The sequence below is a fragment of the Pseudomonas sp. YQ_5 genome (assembly GCF_043103305.1).
GTDB classification, from domain to species: domain Bacteria; phylum Pseudomonadota; class Gammaproteobacteria; order Pseudomonadales; family Pseudomonadaceae; genus Aquipseudomonas; species Aquipseudomonas putida_Y.
On the sequence record NZ_JBICJS010000097.1, the window covers coordinates 48,391 to 64,776 of the forward strand.

Below are 16,386 nucleotides of genomic sequence, written 5' to 3' on the forward strand. Positions count from 1 at the left end.
CCAGACAACTTTGCGCGTTGGGTAGCCGCACGATCCAGTCAAGGTGAGACTTGATCGGGAAGCATGATGCCGGGTACGGGGGCAGACTCAGCACTGGTCGTTCGGTCGGAGAGGTATCGTGCTGGCGGCTTGCCTACCGCCTTGCGGAACATGGTGACGAATCCACTGGCATTTTCGTAACCCAGCTCCAACGCCACCGCCTGCACGCTTTCGCCCTTGGTCAGGCGTTGAAGCGCAAGGATCACATGCAGCTGCCGGCGCCAACGTCCGAAGCTCATCCCGATTTCGTGCAGCAGGAGCCGGCTCATGCTTCGCTCGCTCATGCCAATGCGGATAGCCCAATCGCCCTTCGAGGTTTTATCGGTGGGATCGGCCAACAGCATTTCCGCGAGCCGACGCAATCGCGGATCGCGCGGCATCGGCAAATGCAGGTCTTCCACCGGAGCCGCCACCAACTCATCCAGCAGGGCGGCAATCAGCCGTTCTTCCCGGCTCTCCAGCGCGTACAGCTCGGGAAAACCTGCCGCCTTTAGAAGCAACTCGCGTAACAGCGGGGATACCGAAATCGTGCAGCAGGTTTTCGGAAGATCCGGTGCGGCATCAGGCTCCACGAACAGGCAATAACATTCCGTTTCACCCGATCCCCGGGCCGAGTGGGGCAAGTCTCCCGGTATCCATACAGCACACTGCGGTGGCACGATCCAGACGCCATCTTCGATTTCGCAATTGAGGATGCCGCGAACGGAGTAAAGCAGTTGCGCCTTGCGATGCTGATGCTTCGCATGCTCCCAGTCCTTTGTTACCGACGTGGCACTCAGGGCGACAACGGGCCGAGGAACGTTATCGACGTCCCTGGTCACAGTCAGATCGGTGATGGCAATGCTCGACATGGTGAGTGCTGAACCTCGGATCGAAGACGAGGAGTTGGCCTAATTGAAATATATTATGGCCAACTTGTGCAATGACGTCCAGTCATTCCGTAGGTATCGTGCAATTGACCATGCTGGCCGTTCTGCTCGCTCGGAGCATGGCTCGTCCTGACCTGGGAGAGGCCCATTTTTCTAACGAGGCATGGCCGCCGGCAATTTCTCGTTATGTTCCGAAGGAGTATTGGCATGCAGATTGACGCCACGCAGTTCCCTCTAGTCTGGATGCGACTGAACGCGCCGGGCACCGATCCCGAAGCTTCACCTTTTGCCGAGTTCGAGGCATTGCTCGCACGCAAGAAAGTCTTTGTTCTGCTCAACGACGAGGGACTTGATAAAGGCGATCACGAACATTCGCCGGAAGAAATGAAGCAAACCTCGCTTTGGATGAAACGCCACAAGAGCGAATTGCGGGCCCTCGTCAAGGCTGGGATCTACATCGAGCCGAATACCGCCAAGCGGCTGGCGACTAAAGCGTTCGCCTTGGTGTATGAGAAGTTCTGGGGCTATCCCATGCTCATGGTTGCCACCAAGGACGAGGCGCTGGCCTTGGCGCAGACATTGTTGCCAAGCGAACAAGCAGAGACACGGGCACTTTAGGCCCGACTAACTTCCACGAGTGCTAAAGCTGGGAGTTGCTCCGAAAGAGGTGATAACAATGGAATTACGCCACCTCCGTTGTTTCATGGCTGTAGCGGAAGAACTGCACTTCGCCCGCGCAGCGGAGAAACTGCACGTCGAGCAATCGCCCCTGTCACGGGCGATCAAGGAACTGGAAGAAGATCTGGGCGTGGTGCTGTTCGCACGTACCACGCGCAGCACGCGCCTGACTCGTGCGGGCAAGCTGTTCTTTGAGCATGTGCCGCGCGTCTTCTCGGCCTTGCAACAGGCCCGCGACAGCGTGAAGGCCGCGGCCAATGGCTTCCACAGCCAATTGCGCATTGCCCTGTCGGACGGCATCACGCCGTCGCGCTTACCTACCTTGCTGGCGCTCTGCCGGCAGGAAGAACCCGAGGTGGAAATCCGCTTCTTCGAGGTGCCGCTGTCGCAGCAGATCAAAGGGCTGCATGGTGATCTGTACGACGTGGGCTTTGCTCGCGCCGATGAAGTCGGCGATGGCCTCATTGCCGAGCCGGTATGGAGTGACCCGCTGATGGTAGCCGTTCCGGCGCGGCATCCCCTCCTGGCCCACAAGCGCATCCCCCTGGAAGAACTGCTGCGCTATCCGCTAGTGCTATGTGATCCGCAGGCGTGCGAAGGACATGCACGGCAGGTTGACCGCGTGCTGCGCCGTGTGGACATGGAACCGCTGGTGGCCGAACGGGTGGCGTCTTGCGACCTGATGATGGCGTTGGTGTCCGCAGGCATCGCCCTGGGGGTGACGGGCTGCGCGCACATCCTGGCCAGCCAGGAACCTGGCGTAGTGGCACGGCCACTGACAGGCCGTTCACCGTTGCTGACGACCTACCTGCTGCGCCCGGAAGGCGAGCCTTCGGAAATGCTCGCCCGCTTCATCGACCGCGTGCAGGCCATCGAATCACCCGAAAGCAGCAGAACCACGCCGGGCCTTGATGCCGACACCCCGGAGGAACCCGAATCATGAAGAAATCCATTCCGGTCCTGCTGGCCGTGGCATTGACTGCCTGCGGCCCATCCGAAACGCAGGAAAAGAAAGACGTGGTGCCGACCGTTGAGGAGCTGGCATCCAATCCCGAGCGGCTGAAAGAGTTGCGCCCGCAGTGCAAGACTGATCGCGCCAGGCTTGGCGACGTGCTGTGCAATCGAGTCGCCGAGGCTACGCGCAAGCGGTTCTACGGCGATGGCAAGACCCCATACACACCGCCGAAGGAGCCGCCTAAGTTCTGATCGCGGTCGATTCAACAACATACTCCGTTTTCTCGCCATACACGCCGCAATGCGCCTTCGCTTGCGGCGTTTTTCTTTGGCTCGACGCCGCGCGAATTCTTTCTTTTTTCTAGAGCTTTCTCCCGATAACGGTCTTTGACCGGCACCGATCCGGCACTGATCCTCGCGTCATGCAGCACGTCCTTGTGCCGCGTGTGAACGAGGAATCAGCGCATAGGAAATCGGAGGCCAGTCAATGCAAGCTCAGGGCGTGCTGTTCGGGCAGATCGCGGTTGTTTTCAGCATCGTGATCGCCGGTGTGTGGAGTGCAACGCAATGGACAGCCGCCGCACTGGCCTACCAACTACGCCTTGGCTCGCCCTGGTTCGACTTCTTCGGCACGCCGGTCTATCACCCTTGGCGGCTGTTCGAGTGGTGGTTCTTCTTCGATGCCTACGCGCCGCATGTCTTCGACATTGGCGGCGCCATCGCCGGCAGCAGCGGTCTGGTGGCCGTGGTGGTTGCCATCGTCATGTCGGTGTGGCGCTCGCGGCAATCGCGTCTGGTCACGACCTACGGCTCGGCACGCTGGGCCAACACCGCCGTCATTCGCAAGGCCGGGCTGATGCAGTCTGCCGGCGTCTTGCTCGGCCTGCATGACGGACAGTACTTGCGCCATGAAGGCCCGGAACACGTCCTGACCTTCGCACCCACGCGCTCGGGCAAGGGCGTGGGCCTGGTCGTGCCGACCTTGCTGTCCTGGCCTGCATCGGCAGTGATCCACGACATCAAGGGCGAGAACTGGCAGATCACCGCCGGCTGGCGCTCGCGCTTCTCGCATTGCCTGCTGTTCAACCCCACCGATGCGAAGTCGGCTGCGTACAACCCGCTGCTGGAAGTACGACGCGGCGCGCATGAAGTGCGCGACGTGCAGAACATCGCGGACATTCTGGTCGATCCCGAAGGGGCGCTGGAGAAGCGCAATCACTGGGAGAAGACCAGCCATGCGCTGCTGGTCGGCGCCATCCTGCATGTGCTCTATGCGGGCGAAGACAAGACGCTACGCGGCGTCGCCAACTTCCTCAGCGACCCTGCGTGCCCATTCGAGCTGACGCTGCATCGGATGATGACGACGAAGCACCTGAGCGATGCACCGCACCCGGTTGTCGCGTCCGCCGCGCGTGAAGTGCTCAACAAGTCGGACAACGAGCGGTCGGGAGTGCTCTCCACCGCGATGAGCTTCTTGGGCTTGTACCGCGACCCCACGGTGGCCGAAGTCACGTCGCGCTGCGACTGGCGCATCGCCGACCTGATCGCGTCCGAATCGCCTGTGTCGCTGTATCTGGTGGTGCCGCCTTCGGACATAAGCCGCACCAAACCGCTCATTCGCCTGATCCTCAACCAGATCGGGCGACGCCTCACCGAATCGCTCGATGGCAGCGACGGCATCGAACGCCGCCACAAGCTGTTGCTGATGCTCGATGAGTTTCCGGCGCTAGGCCGGCTCGACTTCTTCGAGACGGCGCTTGCCTTCATGGCCGGCTACGGCATCCGCAGCTTCCTCATCGCGCAGTCGCTCAACCAGATCGACAAAGCCTACGGCCAGAACCATTCGATTCTGGACAACTGCCATGTCCGGGTGACGTTCGCCACCAACGACGAGCGCACCGCCAAGCGCATTTCCGAAACGCTGGGCACCGCGACCGAACTGCGCGCGCAGCGCAACTACGCCGGCCACCGGCTCGCGCCGTGGCTCGGGCATCTCATGGTGTCTCGGCAGGAGACGGCCCGGCCGCTGCTGACGCCGGGCGAGGTGATGCAACTCCCGCCCGATGAATCCGTGGTGATGGTCTCCAGCGTGGCACCGATCAAGGCGAAGAAGCTGCGCTACTACGCCGACGCCAATTTCAAGCAGCGCGTGCTGCCACCACCCGCGCTGGTGGCTGGGCAGTACGCGGACGTGCCACCGGCCCGCGCCGACGACTGGAGCGGCCTGGCGATCCCCGTCGTGCCCGCCGCATCAGCCACGGCCTCCGCCGATGCCCTGGGCGGCACCGATGACGGCGGCCCGCGCCGCCAACCCGAACTCTCCGAATCCGTCGCTTACGACCCCGAGCTCGATGCGCCCGATGACCTGGCGCTGCTCGATGACGACGACGACCTGCCGCTGCCGCTTCCCGGCCAGCTCGACCCGGCCATGCAGCGCACGGCGCGGCTGGCCTCTCTCGACCCCAACGACGGAATCGACTTATGAGCCAATACCGCCTCAATCTTTTTATCCAACACGAGCATGCCAAGCGGCTGGAAGAACTGGCCGCCAAGAAAGGCGTCTCGAAATCCAGCATCGTCGCGGCGGCGCTGGCGTCCTGGCTGTCGCCGGACGCGGGCGACCAGCGCGAGGCCGCTATCGCCAAGCGACTGGATCGCCTGTCGCGGCAGGCCGAACGACTGGAGCGCGACCAGAACATCCAGATCGAGACGCTGGCGCTGTTCATCCGCTACTTCCTGACCGTCAGCACGCCGGTGCCCGAGGCGCATCAAGACTTGGCCCGTGCCCAGGGCAAGGCGCGTTTCGAGCAATTCATCGAACAGCTCAGCAGGCATCTGCTGCGCGGTCGGAGCCTGGTGCGCGACGTGGTGGAAGAACTGCATCCCGATCCGATGCGGATGGATGACGCGGCGGCGCTGGCTGAAGCGCATGCACGCACTGCGGAACCTGCCTCATGAGCGCCGTTCCGCAAATCCCGCCCGAGCCGCTGTCATCCGCCACGGCTTCGTTAGATCGCCGCATCCAGATGCTGCGCACGGCAATGGGGCCGGTCATCGCCGCCGCACTCGCCGATCCTGACGTGGTGGAAATCATGCTCAACCCTGATCGCACCCTATGGGTCGATCGGTTGTCGTCGGGCCGCGCGCCGCTGGGCGTGGAACTGTCCGAGGCCGATGGCGAACGCATCATTCGTCTTGTCGCGGCCCACGTCGGCGCGGAAGTCCATCGCGGCCAACCGCTCTTGACCGCCGAGTTGCCCGAGACGGGCGAACGCTTCGAGGGCATCTTGCCGCCTGCCGCACCGGGGCCAGCCTTCGCGCTGCGTAAGCGGGCCGTGAGCATCATCGGCCTGGATCGCTATGTGGCCGACGGCATTCTGACTGCCGGCCAGGCGGACTTCCTGCGCCGCGCCGTGCGCGAGCGCCAGAACATCCTGATCGCTGGCGGTACAAGCACCGGCAAGACCACGCTCGCCAATGCCTTGCTCGCGGAAATCGCGGCCACGGGCGACCGCGTACTCGTGCTCGAAGACACCATCGAGCTGCAATGCGCCGCCCGCGACCATGTGCCGCTGCGCACGCGCGCAGGCGTGGTGTCGATGCAGGAACTGGTGCGCGCCACGATGCGCCTGCGCCCCGACCGCGTGATCGTCGGTGAGGTGCGCGGCGGCGAGGCGCTGGATCTCATCAAGGTGTGGGGCACCGGCCACCCCGGTGGCATCGCCACGATTCACGCCGGTTCCGCCTTGGGCGCGCTGCTGCGCCTGGAGCAACTGATTCTTGAAGTGGCAGTGAATCCGCCGCGCGCGTTGATCGCCGAGGCCATCAACGTTGTCATCCACATCGCCGGGCGTGGCCGCAAGCGCCACGTCGAAAGCATCGCCCGCGTCGTCGGATTCGACGGCGTGGGCTATCGCATGGCGGATGCGCTGGAAACGCCGTTTCCCGAGCTGCCGCCAGTTCCTTCCCCGTCCCCTGAACCCTCTGGAGAACTGCCATGACGCAGATGCACATTCATGCTTTCCGCATTTCCGTAAATCCGGCTTCGGCCTTCGCGCGCCTGCGGCGCCTGGCCGCGCCGGCGCAGCACGGCCTGCTGCTGGCCGCCGTCATGCTGCTGGCCGCCGTCATGCTGATGACGGCCGGCACCGCGCAGGCCGCCGGTTCCTCGATGCCGTGGGAAGGCCCGCTGACCTCCATCCTCGAATCCATCCAGGGGCCGGTGGCGCGCATCGTCGCGGTCATCATCATCATTTCCACTGGCCTGGCGCTGGCCTTCGGCGATACCAGCGGTGGCTTCCGCAAGCTGATCCAGATCGTTTTCGGTCTGTCCATCGCGTTCGCCGCGTCCTCGTTCTTCCTGTCGTTCTTCTCGTTCTCCGGCGGGGCCGTCGTATGAGTGCCCCGGATGCCTTCACGGCGGGCTTCGAGGTGCCGCTGCATCGCTCGCTGACCGAGCCGATCCTGCTGGGCGGTGCGCCGCGTACCGTGGCGATCGCCAACGGCACGCTGGCCGCCGCCGTCGGGCTGGGCCTGCAATTGTGGATTCCCGGTGTGGTGCTCTGGATCGTCGGCCATTCGCTGGCGGTGTGGGGCGCGCGCGTCGATCCGCAGTTCATGCAGGTCTTCGCCCGGCACATCAAGCACAAACCGCTGCTGGACGTGTAGGGGGACGCCGCCATGCTGAACCTTGCCGAATACCGCCAGCGCCCGGCCTTGCTCGCCGATTGGTTGCCCTGGGCCGGCCTGATCGCGCCGGGCGTCGTCTTGAACAAGGACGGCAGTTTCCAGCGCACGGCGCGCTTTCGCGGGCCTGACCTCGACAGCGCCACGCAGGGCGAACTGATCGCCACGTCGGCACGGCTCAACAACGCGCTGCGCCGCCTGGGATCGGGCTGGGCCTTGTTCATTGAGGCCGAGCGCCGGCCGGCGGCGGACTACCCACACTCCGACTTTCCCGAACCGCTGTCCTGGCTCGTGGACGAGGAACGCCGCGCCGCCTTCGAGGAATCGGGGCATCACTTCGAGAGCGGCTATCACCTGACGCTGGCTTACTTGCCGCCGGAGGAATCCCGCGCCCGCGCGGCCAAGCTGCTCTATGAGAACTCGCCGGGCGACGGCGTGGACTGGCACGGCCGGCTCGATGCCTTCGTGGCGGAAACCGATCGTGTCTTCGACTTGCTCGATGGCGTGATGCCGGAAATCGCCTGGCTCGATGACGCCGAGACGCTGACCTACCTGCACGCCACGGTGTCCACGCGGCGCTACCGCATGGGCGTACCCGAAGTGCCGTTCCATATCGACGCGCTGCTGGCCGACTCCGCGCTGGTCGGCGGCCTAGCGCCCACCCTGGGTGACCAGCACCTGCGCGTGGTGTCGGTGCGCGGCTTTCCGACCTCGACCTGGCCGGGTCTGCTGGACGACCTCAACCGCTTGGGCTTTGCCTATCGCTGGAGCACGCGCTTCCTTTGCATGGACAAGGCCGAGGCGGAAAAGGAGCTGGGCCGCCTGCGCCGCCAGTGGTTCGCCAAGCGCAAGAACGTGGTGGCGCTGCTACGCGAAACCATCTTCCAGCAGGAAAGCCCGCTGTTGGATACCGATGCGAGCAACAAGGCGGCCGACGCGGACGCCGCGATGCAGGAGCTGGGTGGCGATCAGGTGGCCTTCGGTCACTTCACTGCAACGGTGACGGTGCTCGATGCCGATCCGGCCGCGGCCGACGAAAAGCTGCGCATGGTGGAGCGCGTCATCCAGGGTCGGGGTTTCGTGACCACCCCCGAAACGCTGAACGCCGTGGATGCGTGGCTGTCGTCCATCCCCGGCAACGCTTACGCCAACGTGCGCCAGCCCATCGTCTCGACGCTGAACCTGGCGCACATGATGCCGCTGTCCGCCGTATGGGCCGGGCCGGAGAAGAACGACCACCTGGACGGCCCGCCGTTGATCGTTACCCGCACCGATGGCGCCACGCCGTTCCGGCTGGTGACGCACATCGGCGACGTGGGGCACACGCTGGTCGCCGGCCCGACTGGCATGGGCAAGTCGGTGTTGCTTGCCATTCTGGTGCAGCAATTCCGCCGCTATCGCGGCTCGCGCGTGTTCGCCTTCGACATGGGCCGCTCGATGCGCGCCACCATCCTGGGCCTGGGCGGCGAGCATTACGACTTGGGTGCCGATGGCGGCATTGCCTTCCAGCCGCTCGCGCGCATCGACCGGGAAAGCTATCGCTCCTGGGCGGGGGAATGGGTGGAAGGCCGCCTGCTGCATGAGGGCGTGACGGTCGGCCCGGACGAGAAGGCGGTCATCTGGTCGGCGCTGGGCAGCTTGGCCGGTGCTCCGGTCGAGCAGCGCACGTTGACCGGGTTCTCGGTACTGCTGCAATCGAACGCGCTGAGACAGGCACTCGCGCCCTACGTGCTCGGCGGCGCGCACGGCAAGCTGCTGGACGCGGACACTGATCGTCTCGGATTCGGTGACGTGCAGGGCTTCGAGATGGAAGAACTGATGCAAAGCCCCGCCGCCGTACAGGCGGTGCTGCGCTACCTGTTCGCACGCTTCGATGAACGGTTTGACGGTGCGCCCACGCTGCTGATTCTGGATGAGGCGTGGCTGTTCCTCGATGAGCCGTCTTTCGCCGCGCGCATTCGCCAATGGTTGAAGACGCTTCGCAAGAAAAACGTGTCGGTGATCTTCGCCACGCAGTCGCTCGCGGATATCAAGGATTCGAGCATTGCGCCCGCGATCATCGAGAGCTGCCCGAGTCGGATTTTTTTACCCAACCCGCAGGCGACCGAACCGCAGATTCGCACGATCTACGAGGGCTTCGGCCTCAACAGCCGGCAAATCGAAATCGTCGCCACCGCGCAGCCCAAGCGCGACTACTACTACCAATCACGCCTCGGCAATCGCCTGTTCGACCTCGACCTGGGGCCGGCCGCGCTCGCCTTCGCGGGCGCATCCACACCGCAAGACCAACGCGACATTGACCGCGTATTGACGCAGGCCGGCGCTCCCGGCTTCGCCGGCGCGTGGCTCCGCCATCGCGGCCTCGACTGGGCCGCCGACCTGCTGCCGTCCTCGCCGAAGGCCGCCACCTTCCTTTCCCAACCAAAAGAGAACCTGCCATGAAGAAGCGTCTTCTCGCCGCCACCGTCGCGGCCATGCTCTGCACCGTTTCCACTGTCCAGGCGCAATGGGTTGTGGTCGATCCCACGAACCTCGTGCAGAACACGCTGACCGCCATCCGCACGATGGAGCAGATCAATAACCAGATCAACCAGCTTCAGAACGAGGCGCAGATGTTGATAAACCAGGCCCGCAATCTGGCGAGCCTCGATTTCAACATCGTCAACCGCCTGCGCTCGACGCTCGCCACCACCGAGCGCCTGATCGCCGAGGCGCAAGGACTGGCCTACGACGTGCAAAGCATGGATGCCACGTTCGCCCGTCTTTACCCGGAGCAGTACGCCGCGACCATCAGCGGCGACCGCATGGCGCAAGACGCCCGCGAACGCTGGAAGAACACGCTCGATGGTTTGCATACCGCGATGCGGATGCAGGCACAGGTGTCGCAGAACCTGGCCCAAGACGAAAGCGCGCTGGCCGATCTGGTCAGCCAGAGCCAATCGGCCACCGGCGCCTTGCAGGCGCAGCAGGCGACCAACCAGCTTCTGGCCTTGCAGGCCAAGCAGTCGATCCAGTCCCAGCAGCTCCAGATCACGCAAGACCGCGCGGCCTCGCTGGAACTGGCGCGGCAGGCGGCGGCCACCGAGCGCGCCCGCGAAGTGCGGCGGCGCTTCCTTGGCAGCGGCACGCCGTACACGCCGCAGTCCATCAATTTCTACAACAACTGACGGAGGCTGCCATGCGATGCGCTCCCGTCCTGCTGGCCGTACTGCTGACCGCTTGCGGCCAGCAGTCGGCCGAGAGCCTGCCCGACGCCTTGGCTGCAGATCCCGTGCAGCTCAAGGCGTTGCGCGCGCAGTGCGCGGCCGACCGGCAGGCCGTCGGCGAAGACGACTGCCGCGCCGCCGCCGAAGCCTTCCGGCAGCGCTTCTTCTCCGGCCAGGCCGGGCCGGACGAATACCGGACGCTGGCCGAGCTGCCGCCGATTCCGGCGAGCTTCGATGAACCCACCGGAGAGGACGCGCCATGAACGACGTGACCATCATCGACCGCTTCCTCGATACGTTCTCGCGCTACATCGACTCCGGTTTCGGCTTGCTGCAAGGCGAAGTGGCGTTCCTGACGGCCACGCTCATCGTCATCGACATGACCATCGCCGGCCTGTATTGGGCCATGAGCCACGCCACCGGCCAGGGCGAGGACGTGATCGCCAAGCTGCTGCGCAAGGTGCTCTACGTCGGTGCCTTCGCCTACATCATCGGCAACTTCAACTGGCTGGCCGGCATCGTCTTCCGCTCGTTTGCCGGGCTGGGCCTGACGGCCACAGGCTCGACCATGACGATGGAGAACTTCCTGCAACCGGGGCGGCTGGCTAAGACCGGCATCGACGCCGGGGCGCCGATCCTCGACCAGATCGGCGACATGGCGGGCTTCCCCGAAGTCTTCGTGAATATCGACCCCATCGTGGTGATGTTCCTAGCCTGGTTCACCGTCATCTTGTGTTTCTTCGTGCTGGCGATCCAGCTTTTCATCACGCTGATCGAGTTCAAGCTAACCACGCTCGCCGGCTTCGTGCTGGTGCCGTTCGCACTTTGGAACAAGACCTCGTTTCTCGCCGAAAAGGTGCTCGGCAACGTGGTGTCGTCGGGCATCAAGGTTTTGGTGCTGGCCGTCATCGTGGGCATTGGCTCGGGCCTGTTCGCAGAGTTCCAGGTTCATCCCGACGAACCCTCCATCGACCACGCCCTTGTCGTGATGCTGGCCTCGCTCGCGCTGCTGGCGCTGGGTATCTATGGGCCGGGTATCGCCACGGGTCTGGTGTCCGGTGCGCCGCAGCTTGGCGCAGGCGCGATGGCGGGTGCCGCTGTTGGTGCCGCTGGCACGGCCGTTGCCATCGGTGCCGCCGCGACCGGCGTGGGCGGTGCGGTCATGGCCGGGGCACGCATGGCACCGGCAGCCGCGAAGCTGGCCGGCGCCGGTGCGCGTGTCGCCACCTCGGCGGCCGGTAGCGCCAAGTCGGCATTCCAGGCCGGTTCCGCCGCTGCGGGCGGCGGGGCCAAGGGCGCAATGGCCGGCTTGGGCAATGTCGCCAAGACCGGCGCGCAGGCTGCCGGGCGCAGCGCCGCATCCGGCGCGTCCGGCGCTGCGCAAAAGATGACCGGCTCTTTCCGCGCTGGATGGAACGGTACAGAGGTCGGTGGCGGCGCTGCGTCCGGTGCGGCTGACTCCGGCCAGGCGGCCGCAGGCGAATCCGCCGATGGCGCCGCCAGCTCGCAGAGACAAGAGCAGCCCGCCTGGGCCAAGCGGATGCAACGCCGCCAGCAGATCACCCATGCCGCGACCACTGCCGCACACACGTTGCGCGGCGGCGATGGCGGCGGCTCCGGGCAAGGCCCGAGCCTGCGCGGGTCCGACGACTAAAGCAATTCACAAGGAGAACTGACCATGCGATTCAAACGACCGCAGGTGCGCTATGCCGATACGCCGCAGCCTGCCACTCCGTATCAAGCTGCCGCCCAGGTATGGGACGAGCGTATCGGCTCGGCCCGCGTGCAGGCGAAGAACTGGCGGCTGATGGCCTTCGGCTGCCTCACGCTCGCGCTGCTGATGGCCGGCGGTTTGGTGTGGCGCTCGGCGCAGTCCATCGTGACCCCCTACGTCATCGAAGTCGATCAATCCGGCCAAGTGCGTACCGTGGGCGAGGCCGCCACGCCGTACCGACCTGCCGATGCGCAGATCGCGCATCACCTGGCGCGCTTCGTGACGCTGGTGCGCTCGCTGTCCATCGACCCCATCGTGGTGCGGCAGAACTGGCTTGATGCGTACGACTACACCACCGACAAGGGCGCGGCCGTGCTCAACGACTACGCGAGCAAGAACGATCCGTTCGCCCGTGTCGGCCGCGAGTCGGTGACCGTGCAAATCACCAGCGTCACGCGCGCGAGCGATGCCTCGTTCAACGTCCGCTGGACGGAACAGCGGTTCGTCAATGGCGCGCCCGCTGGCACCGAACGCTGGAACGCCGTGCTTTCTACCGTCCTGCAAACCCCGCGCACCGAACAGCGCCTGCGCAAGAACCCGCTGGGGATCTACGTCAACGGCCTGTCGTGGAGCCGCGAACTGGATTCTTCCGAAGGAGCCAAACCATGAACGTGCCTTTTCGCTTTTACGCTTTCGTGCTGATGTTCGCGGCCACCACGTCGTCATTGCTGGGCTGCGCCTCGCAGGGCAAGCCGCCGCCGTCCATCTCGCTCGATGAGCCGGTGCAGGCGCAGCCGCTGCCCGAGCCGCCCAAACCGGTCGAAGTCGTCGCCGTGCCCGAGCCGCTGGCGCTGCCGGCACAGTTGAAGCCGCTGCCGAAGCTGGACGAGGCCACGCCCGCGCCGGAGCCAGCCGACGAGAAGGTGCGCGTCTCGCGCGCCAATGCCGATGCGCGTATCGCGCCGACCCGCGAAGGCTACGTCAACGCGATTCAGGTGTGGCCTTATAGCGACGGCGCGTTGTATCAGGTCTATGCCGCGCCGGGGCGCGTGACCGTGGTTTCGCTCCAGCCCGGCGAGGAACTCGTGACGGTCGCCGCTGGCGATACCGTGCGCTGGATCGTCGGCGACACGTCCAGCGGCAGCGGCGAGGCGCTGCGCGTCAATGTGCTGGTCAAGCCCACCCGCTCGGGCCTGAAAACCAATCTGGTCATCACCACCAGCCGGCGGACGTACTTGCTGGAACTGACCTCAACGGAAAAGGCATGGATGGCCTCGGTGTCCTGGGATTACCCCAAAGACCGGATGCTGGCCTTGCAGCGCCAGTCTCAGGCGGCCAGCGCCGCCGCGCCGGTCGATACCGGCCTGGCGTTGGAGAAGATCCGCTTCCGCTACGCGATCAGCGGCAGCAATCCGCCGTGGAAGCCACAGCGGGCCTTCGATGATGGCGAGAAGGTCTATATCCAGTTCCCGCCGGGTATCGCCCAAGGCGAGTTGCCCCCCTTGTTCGTCATCGGCGCGCAGGGCGACGGGCAACTGGTGAACTACCGTTTCCGTTCGCCGTACTACATCGTGGATCGCCTCTTTGGTGCGGCCGAACTGCGCCTGGGTGGCGATGGTGGCGATGTGGTGCGGATCGAGCGCACCGACGGCGTGGCGCGGAGGAACTGACAATGAGCCAAGACGACACTCCCGACCTCGCCGCGCCGCAGGCGGCGGGCAAGATCGCGCCCGAGGCGGTGGCGCTGCGCGCCCAGCCGCGCCCGGTCACGCGCCTGAACCGGCGCACGCTGGCCATCCTCGCCGGCGGCCTGTCGGTCGCCGTGCTCGGCGCGCTGATGTGGTCGCTGCAACCGCAGCGGCGTGGTGCTGGCGAGCAGACCGAGCTTTACAACGTCGATCGCGTCTCCAAGTCGGAAGGGCTGGATGCGCTGCCGGCAGACTACTCCAAACTGCCGCCAGCCTTGCCGCCCACGGTGCCCGAGCTGGGGCCGCCGCTGCCGGGCGATCTTGGCCCGGCCATCGTCAAGTCGCAGCAGCCGGTGACGGCCGCCTATGCGGCCCCCGGCCACGACTCGAACGATGCGCTCCGCAAGGAAGCCGAAGCGGCTGCGGCATCGTCCGTGTTCTTCCGCTCTGGCACGCAGAAGGCCGCGCCGGTGGCGCAGTCGCAGGCCGCCGCCGCGCCGGGCTTCGCCGCCAATGCGGCGTTCGACCCGATGGCGGCCGGGCCAGCCTCAACGGCGGCGCAGCCTGCCGACCCGACGGCGGTACAGAACCGGCAAGACCAGAAAGAGGCATTCCAGAAAGCCGGAACCACGGAAACTCGTAATTCCGGCAACCTGACGCTGCCGGCTTCGCCGTATCAGGTGATGGCCGGGACGGTCATCGCCGCTGCGCTGGTGACGGGCATCAAGTCGGATTTGCCGGGCGATGTGATCGCCACGGTGACGGAGCCGGTCTATGACACGGCTACCGGGCGCTTCCTGCTGATCCCGCAGGGTTCCCGCATCCTGGGCAAATACAACAGCCAGGTGAGCTACGGGCAGAGCCGCGTGCAGGTGGTGTGGAACCGGATCATCCTGCCCGACACGTCTTCGCTCACGCTCGACAACCTGGTCGGAGCCGACCCGGCTGGCTATGCCGGTCTGGAAGACGACGTGGACTACCACTGGGGCCGCATCTTCGCCGGCGCAGCGTTGACTACGCTGCTGGGCGTCGGCGCCGAGCTGGCCGCGCCGGAGAACCGCCAAGACGGCGATCGCATCATCATCGCCGGGCGCGACAGCGCGCAGGACAGCATCAATCAGGTCGGCCAGGAGATGACCCGGCGCAACATGAACATCCAGCCGACGCTGACCGAGCGGCCGGGCCTGCCGGTTCGCATCATCGCCAACCGCGACTTGGTGCTGCGGCCCTACCAGCCGTTGTTCTTCAACAAGGGGACTTCACGATGACGACGCGCAAGCTGCGGCTCGGGCCGCTACCGAAAATGGAATCCACGAAACTGACCTTTTCCTGCCCGGCCAGCCTGAAAGCCGACCTCGACCACTACGCCGCGCTGCATGCGCAGGCGTATGGAGAGGCGGTCGATGCCGTGACCCTGATCCCGCATATGCTGGAGGCGTTTATCGCCGGCGATCGGGGATTCAGGAAGGGAGGGACGAGCAAGGTGCCGCCGCCGAAGCCGAGTTGACGATGCTGTCGCATCCACCATCCGCCAGGAAACGAAAGCGCAGCCCACCGGCTGCGCTTTGGTTTTGAGAGGCCGCTTGCGACAAGCCACGGCTATGATGACAGTGCGACCTTGCCCGCTGTGCCGTCCTTGGGCTTGCTACAGCGAAGCGCCTATGCGGCACCTAGCCAGAAAAGCAGCAAGAGCACACGATGGCCGAAATCTGGCCTAACCTGTTGCCCCGTAAGACCTTTCGCGCCGCTGCCTGCCAGCATCAAAGACTTGACAGCGGACATTTTTTATGACGAGTGCCAAAGGAGTGCTTGATGAGCAAAGTAATCGTCGAATCACTGGTTTATCACCTGTCCGGCAAAACCTACGAAAGCCGCCTGGTCTATGAGCCGGGTGCGCTGGGCCGCCCAGGGCTGGTGATGGCGCCGAACTGGATGGGCATTGGTGAAGGTGCCGAGCGCATCGCCAAAGAAGTGGCCGAGAAGGGCTATGTGGTGCTGATCGCCGACCTGTACGGGCAATCGGTGCGCCCGTCCAATGCCGACGAGGCTGGCGCGGCGATGATGCCGTTGAAGGACGACCGTGGTGAACTGCGCAAGCGCATGCAGGAAGCCTTGGCGCAATTGCTGGGGCAGTCGAAGGCGCTGCTGGAGCCTGGCAAGGTGGCCACCTTCGGCTTCTGCTTCGGTGGCTGCTGCGCCCTGGAACTGGCCCGTAGCGGCGCCGATCTGCGCGCGGCAGTGTCGTTCCACGGGACCCTGGACACGCCGAACCCTGAAGATGCCAAGCGCATCAAGGGCTCGGTGCTGGTGTTGCACGGTGCCTCCGACCCATTGGTGCCTAAAGAGCAACTGCCCGCATTCGAAGACGAGATGAACGCAGCCAAGGTGGACTGGCAGTTGCTCAGTTACGGCGGCGCGGTGCACTCGTTCACCGACCCGAGTGCCAATGTACCTGGCAAGATGCAGTATGACCGGCGGACCTCGGAGCGGGCGTTCCGCTCAATGCATAACCTGCTGACTGAAGTGTTCCAGCGCTGATCGTGCACGGGGCC

18 protein-coding genes are annotated in these 16,386 nt (G+C 65.1%); 17 read left to right on the forward strand and 1 reads right to left on the reverse strand.

The genetic code is table 11. The features are described from left to right. Positions 1–38: 38 nt before the first annotated feature. Complete coding sequence (locus tag ACF8EA_RS23060) at positions 39–890, reverse strand: helix-turn-helix transcriptional regulator (protein ID WP_115759656.1); 852 nt, start codon at positions 888–890, stop codon at positions 39–41. Between the two features lie 225 nt (positions 891–1,115). Here ACF8EA_RS23060 and ACF8EA_RS23065 point away from each other — a divergent pair, with 225 nt between their 5' ends. The 17 genes from ACF8EA_RS23065 to ACF8EA_RS23145 all read left to right on the forward strand — a co-directional run bounded on the left by ACF8EA_RS23065 (position 1,116) and on the right by ACF8EA_RS23145 (position 16,372). After that, positions 1,116–1,526 carry a hypothetical protein gene (locus ACF8EA_RS23065; RefSeq protein ID WP_115759655.1) on the forward strand — a complete coding sequence of 137 codons (411 nt, stop codon included), beginning with the start codon at positions 1,116–1,118 and terminating at the stop codon, positions 1,524–1,526. 58 nt (positions 1,527–1,584) lie between these two features. Beyond that, entirely contained in the window at positions 1,585–2,529 is a 945-nt protein-coding gene (locus ACF8EA_RS23070; RefSeq protein ID WP_115759654.1) for a LysR family transcriptional regulator, read from the forward strand. Next, positions 2,526–2,792 (forward strand): EexN family lipoprotein, encoded by a 267-nt coding sequence (locus ACF8EA_RS23075; protein WP_392523381.1) that lies wholly within the window; start codon positions 2,526–2,528, stop codon positions 2,790–2,792. Before ACF8EA_RS23070 ends, ACF8EA_RS23075 begins: the two co-directional genes overlap by 4 nt. A 235-nt stretch (positions 2,793–3,027) precedes the next feature. Further along, positions 3,028–5,025: a conjugal transfer protein TraG gene (locus ACF8EA_RS23080; protein WP_392523383.1), complete on the forward strand. Its 1,998-nt coding sequence runs from the start codon at positions 3,028–3,030 to the stop codon at positions 5,023–5,025. After that, positions 5,022–5,498: a CopG family transcriptional regulator gene (locus tag ACF8EA_RS23085; protein ID WP_392523384.1), complete on the forward strand. Its 477-nt coding sequence runs from the start codon at positions 5,022–5,024 to the stop codon at positions 5,496–5,498. The genes ACF8EA_RS23080 and ACF8EA_RS23085 overlap by 4 nt, the downstream gene beginning before the upstream one ends. Continuing rightward, on the forward strand, positions 5,495–6,541 hold the full coding sequence (trbB, locus tag ACF8EA_RS23090) for a P-type conjugative transfer ATPase TrbB (protein WP_392523386.1): 1,047 nt from the start codon (positions 5,495–5,497) through the stop codon (positions 6,539–6,541). Before ACF8EA_RS23085 ends, trbB begins: the two co-directional genes overlap by 4 nt. Next, positions 6,538–6,939: a TrbC/VirB2 family protein gene (locus tag ACF8EA_RS23095; protein ID WP_392523387.1), complete on the forward strand. Its 402-nt coding sequence runs from the start codon at positions 6,538–6,540 to the stop codon at positions 6,937–6,939. Before trbB ends, ACF8EA_RS23095 begins: the two co-directional genes overlap by 4 nt. Further along, positions 6,936–7,208: a VirB3 family type IV secretion system protein gene (locus tag ACF8EA_RS23100; RefSeq protein WP_392523388.1), complete on the forward strand. Its 273-nt coding sequence runs from the start codon at positions 6,936–6,938 to the stop codon at positions 7,206–7,208. The genes ACF8EA_RS23095 and ACF8EA_RS23100 overlap by 4 nt, the downstream gene beginning before the upstream one ends. Positions 7,209–7,220: 12 nt before the next feature. Then, positions 7,221–9,668, forward strand: coding sequence for a conjugal transfer protein TrbE (trbE, locus tag ACF8EA_RS23105; protein ID WP_392523390.1), 2,448 nt, complete (start codon positions 7,221–7,223; stop codon positions 9,666–9,668). Continuing rightward, a complete protein-coding gene (trbJ, locus tag ACF8EA_RS23110; protein ID WP_392523392.1) occupies positions 9,665–10,393 on the forward strand; it encodes a P-type conjugative transfer protein TrbJ in 729 nt (242 codons plus the stop codon). The genes trbE and trbJ overlap by 4 nt, the downstream gene beginning before the upstream one ends. Before the next feature lie 11 nt (positions 10,394–10,404). Next, positions 10,405–10,695, forward strand: a complete 291-nt coding sequence (locus tag ACF8EA_RS23115) for a hypothetical protein (RefSeq protein WP_392523393.1) — start codon at positions 10,405–10,407, stop codon at positions 10,693–10,695. Continuing rightward, complete coding sequence (gene trbL / locus ACF8EA_RS23120; protein ID WP_392523394.1) at positions 10,692–12,086, forward strand: P-type conjugative transfer protein TrbL; 1,395 nt, start codon at positions 10,692–10,694, stop codon at positions 12,084–12,086. The genes ACF8EA_RS23115 and trbL overlap by 4 nt, the downstream gene beginning before the upstream one ends. Positions 12,087–12,110: 24 nt before the next feature. Beyond that, entirely contained in the window at positions 12,111–12,815 is a 705-nt protein-coding gene (gene trbF, locus ACF8EA_RS23125) for a conjugal transfer protein TrbF (protein WP_031692087.1), read from the forward strand. Beyond that, on the forward strand, positions 12,812–13,816 hold the full coding sequence (gene trbG / locus ACF8EA_RS23130) for a P-type conjugative transfer protein TrbG (protein WP_392523395.1): 1,005 nt from the start codon (positions 12,812–12,814) through the stop codon (positions 13,814–13,816). Before trbF ends, trbG begins: the two co-directional genes overlap by 4 nt. A gap of 2 nt (positions 13,817–13,818) precedes the next feature. Continuing rightward, positions 13,819–15,102, forward strand: coding sequence for a TrbI/VirB10 family protein (locus ACF8EA_RS23135; protein WP_392523397.1), 1,284 nt, complete (start codon positions 13,819–13,821; stop codon positions 15,100–15,102). Beyond that, complete coding sequence (locus ACF8EA_RS23140) at positions 15,099–15,341, forward strand: DUF2274 domain-containing protein (RefSeq protein WP_392523399.1); 243 nt, start codon at positions 15,099–15,101, stop codon at positions 15,339–15,341. The genes ACF8EA_RS23135 and ACF8EA_RS23140 overlap by 4 nt, the downstream gene beginning before the upstream one ends. A gap of 305 nt (positions 15,342–15,646) precedes the next feature. Then, complete coding sequence (locus ACF8EA_RS23145; protein ID WP_392523401.1) at positions 15,647–16,372, forward strand: dienelactone hydrolase family protein; 726 nt, start codon at positions 15,647–15,649, stop codon at positions 16,370–16,372. The last annotated feature ends 14 nt before the right edge of the window (positions 16,373–16,386 follow it).

Bases quoted from the DNA above. Each gene is read 5' to 3' on its own strand.
- trbG (WP_392523395.1), top strand. From the start codon at position 12,812: ATGAACGTGCCTTTTCGCTTTTACGCTTTCGTGCTGATGTTCGCGGCC.
- trbJ (WP_392523392.1), top strand. From the start codon at position 9,665: ATGAAGAAGCGTCTTCTCGCCGCCACCGTCGCGGCCATGCTCTGCACC.
- ACF8EA_RS23115 (WP_392523393.1), top strand. From the start codon at position 10,405: ATGCGATGCGCTCCCGTCCTGCTGGCCGTACTGCTGACCGCTTGCGGC.
- trbB (WP_392523386.1), top strand. From the start codon at position 5,495: ATGAGCGCCGTTCCGCAAATCCCGCCCGAGCCGCTGTCATCCGCCACG.
- ACF8EA_RS23145 (WP_392523401.1), top strand. From the start codon at position 15,647: ATGAGCAAAGTAATCGTCGAATCACTGGTTTATCACCTGTCCGGCAAA.
- trbF (WP_031692087.1), top strand. From the start codon at position 12,111: ATGCGATTCAAACGACCGCAGGTGCGCTATGCCGATACGCCGCAGCCT.
- ACF8EA_RS23085 (WP_392523384.1), top strand. From the start codon at position 5,022: ATGAGCCAATACCGCCTCAATCTTTTTATCCAACACGAGCATGCCAAG.
- ACF8EA_RS23100 (WP_392523388.1), top strand. From the start codon at position 6,936: ATGAGTGCCCCGGATGCCTTCACGGCGGGCTTCGAGGTGCCGCTGCAT.
- ACF8EA_RS23080 (WP_392523383.1), top strand. From the start codon at position 3,028: ATGCAAGCTCAGGGCGTGCTGTTCGGGCAGATCGCGGTTGTTTTCAGC.
- ACF8EA_RS23065 (WP_115759655.1), top strand. From the start codon at position 1,116: ATGCAGATTGACGCCACGCAGTTCCCTCTAGTCTGGATGCGACTGAAC.
- trbL (WP_392523394.1), top strand. From the start codon at position 10,692: ATGAACGACGTGACCATCATCGACCGCTTCCTCGATACGTTCTCGCGC.
- trbE (WP_392523390.1), top strand. From the start codon at position 7,221: ATGCTGAACCTTGCCGAATACCGCCAGCGCCCGGCCTTGCTCGCCGAT.
- ACF8EA_RS23075 (WP_392523381.1), top strand. From the start codon at position 2,526: ATGAAGAAATCCATTCCGGTCCTGCTGGCCGTGGCATTGACTGCCTGC.
- ACF8EA_RS23060 (WP_115759656.1), bottom strand. From the start codon at position 890: ATGTCGAGCATTGCCATCACCGATCTGACTGTGACCAGGGACGTCGAT.
- ACF8EA_RS23070 (WP_115759654.1), top strand. From the start codon at position 1,585: ATGGAATTACGCCACCTCCGTTGTTTCATGGCTGTAGCGGAAGAACTG.
- ACF8EA_RS23095 (WP_392523387.1), top strand. From the start codon at position 6,538: ATGACGCAGATGCACATTCATGCTTTCCGCATTTCCGTAAATCCGGCT.
- ACF8EA_RS23140 (WP_392523399.1), top strand. From the start codon at position 15,099: ATGACGACGCGCAAGCTGCGGCTCGGGCCGCTACCGAAAATGGAATCC.
- ACF8EA_RS23135 (WP_392523397.1), top strand. From the start codon at position 13,819: ATGAGCCAAGACGACACTCCCGACCTCGCCGCGCCGCAGGCGGCGGGC.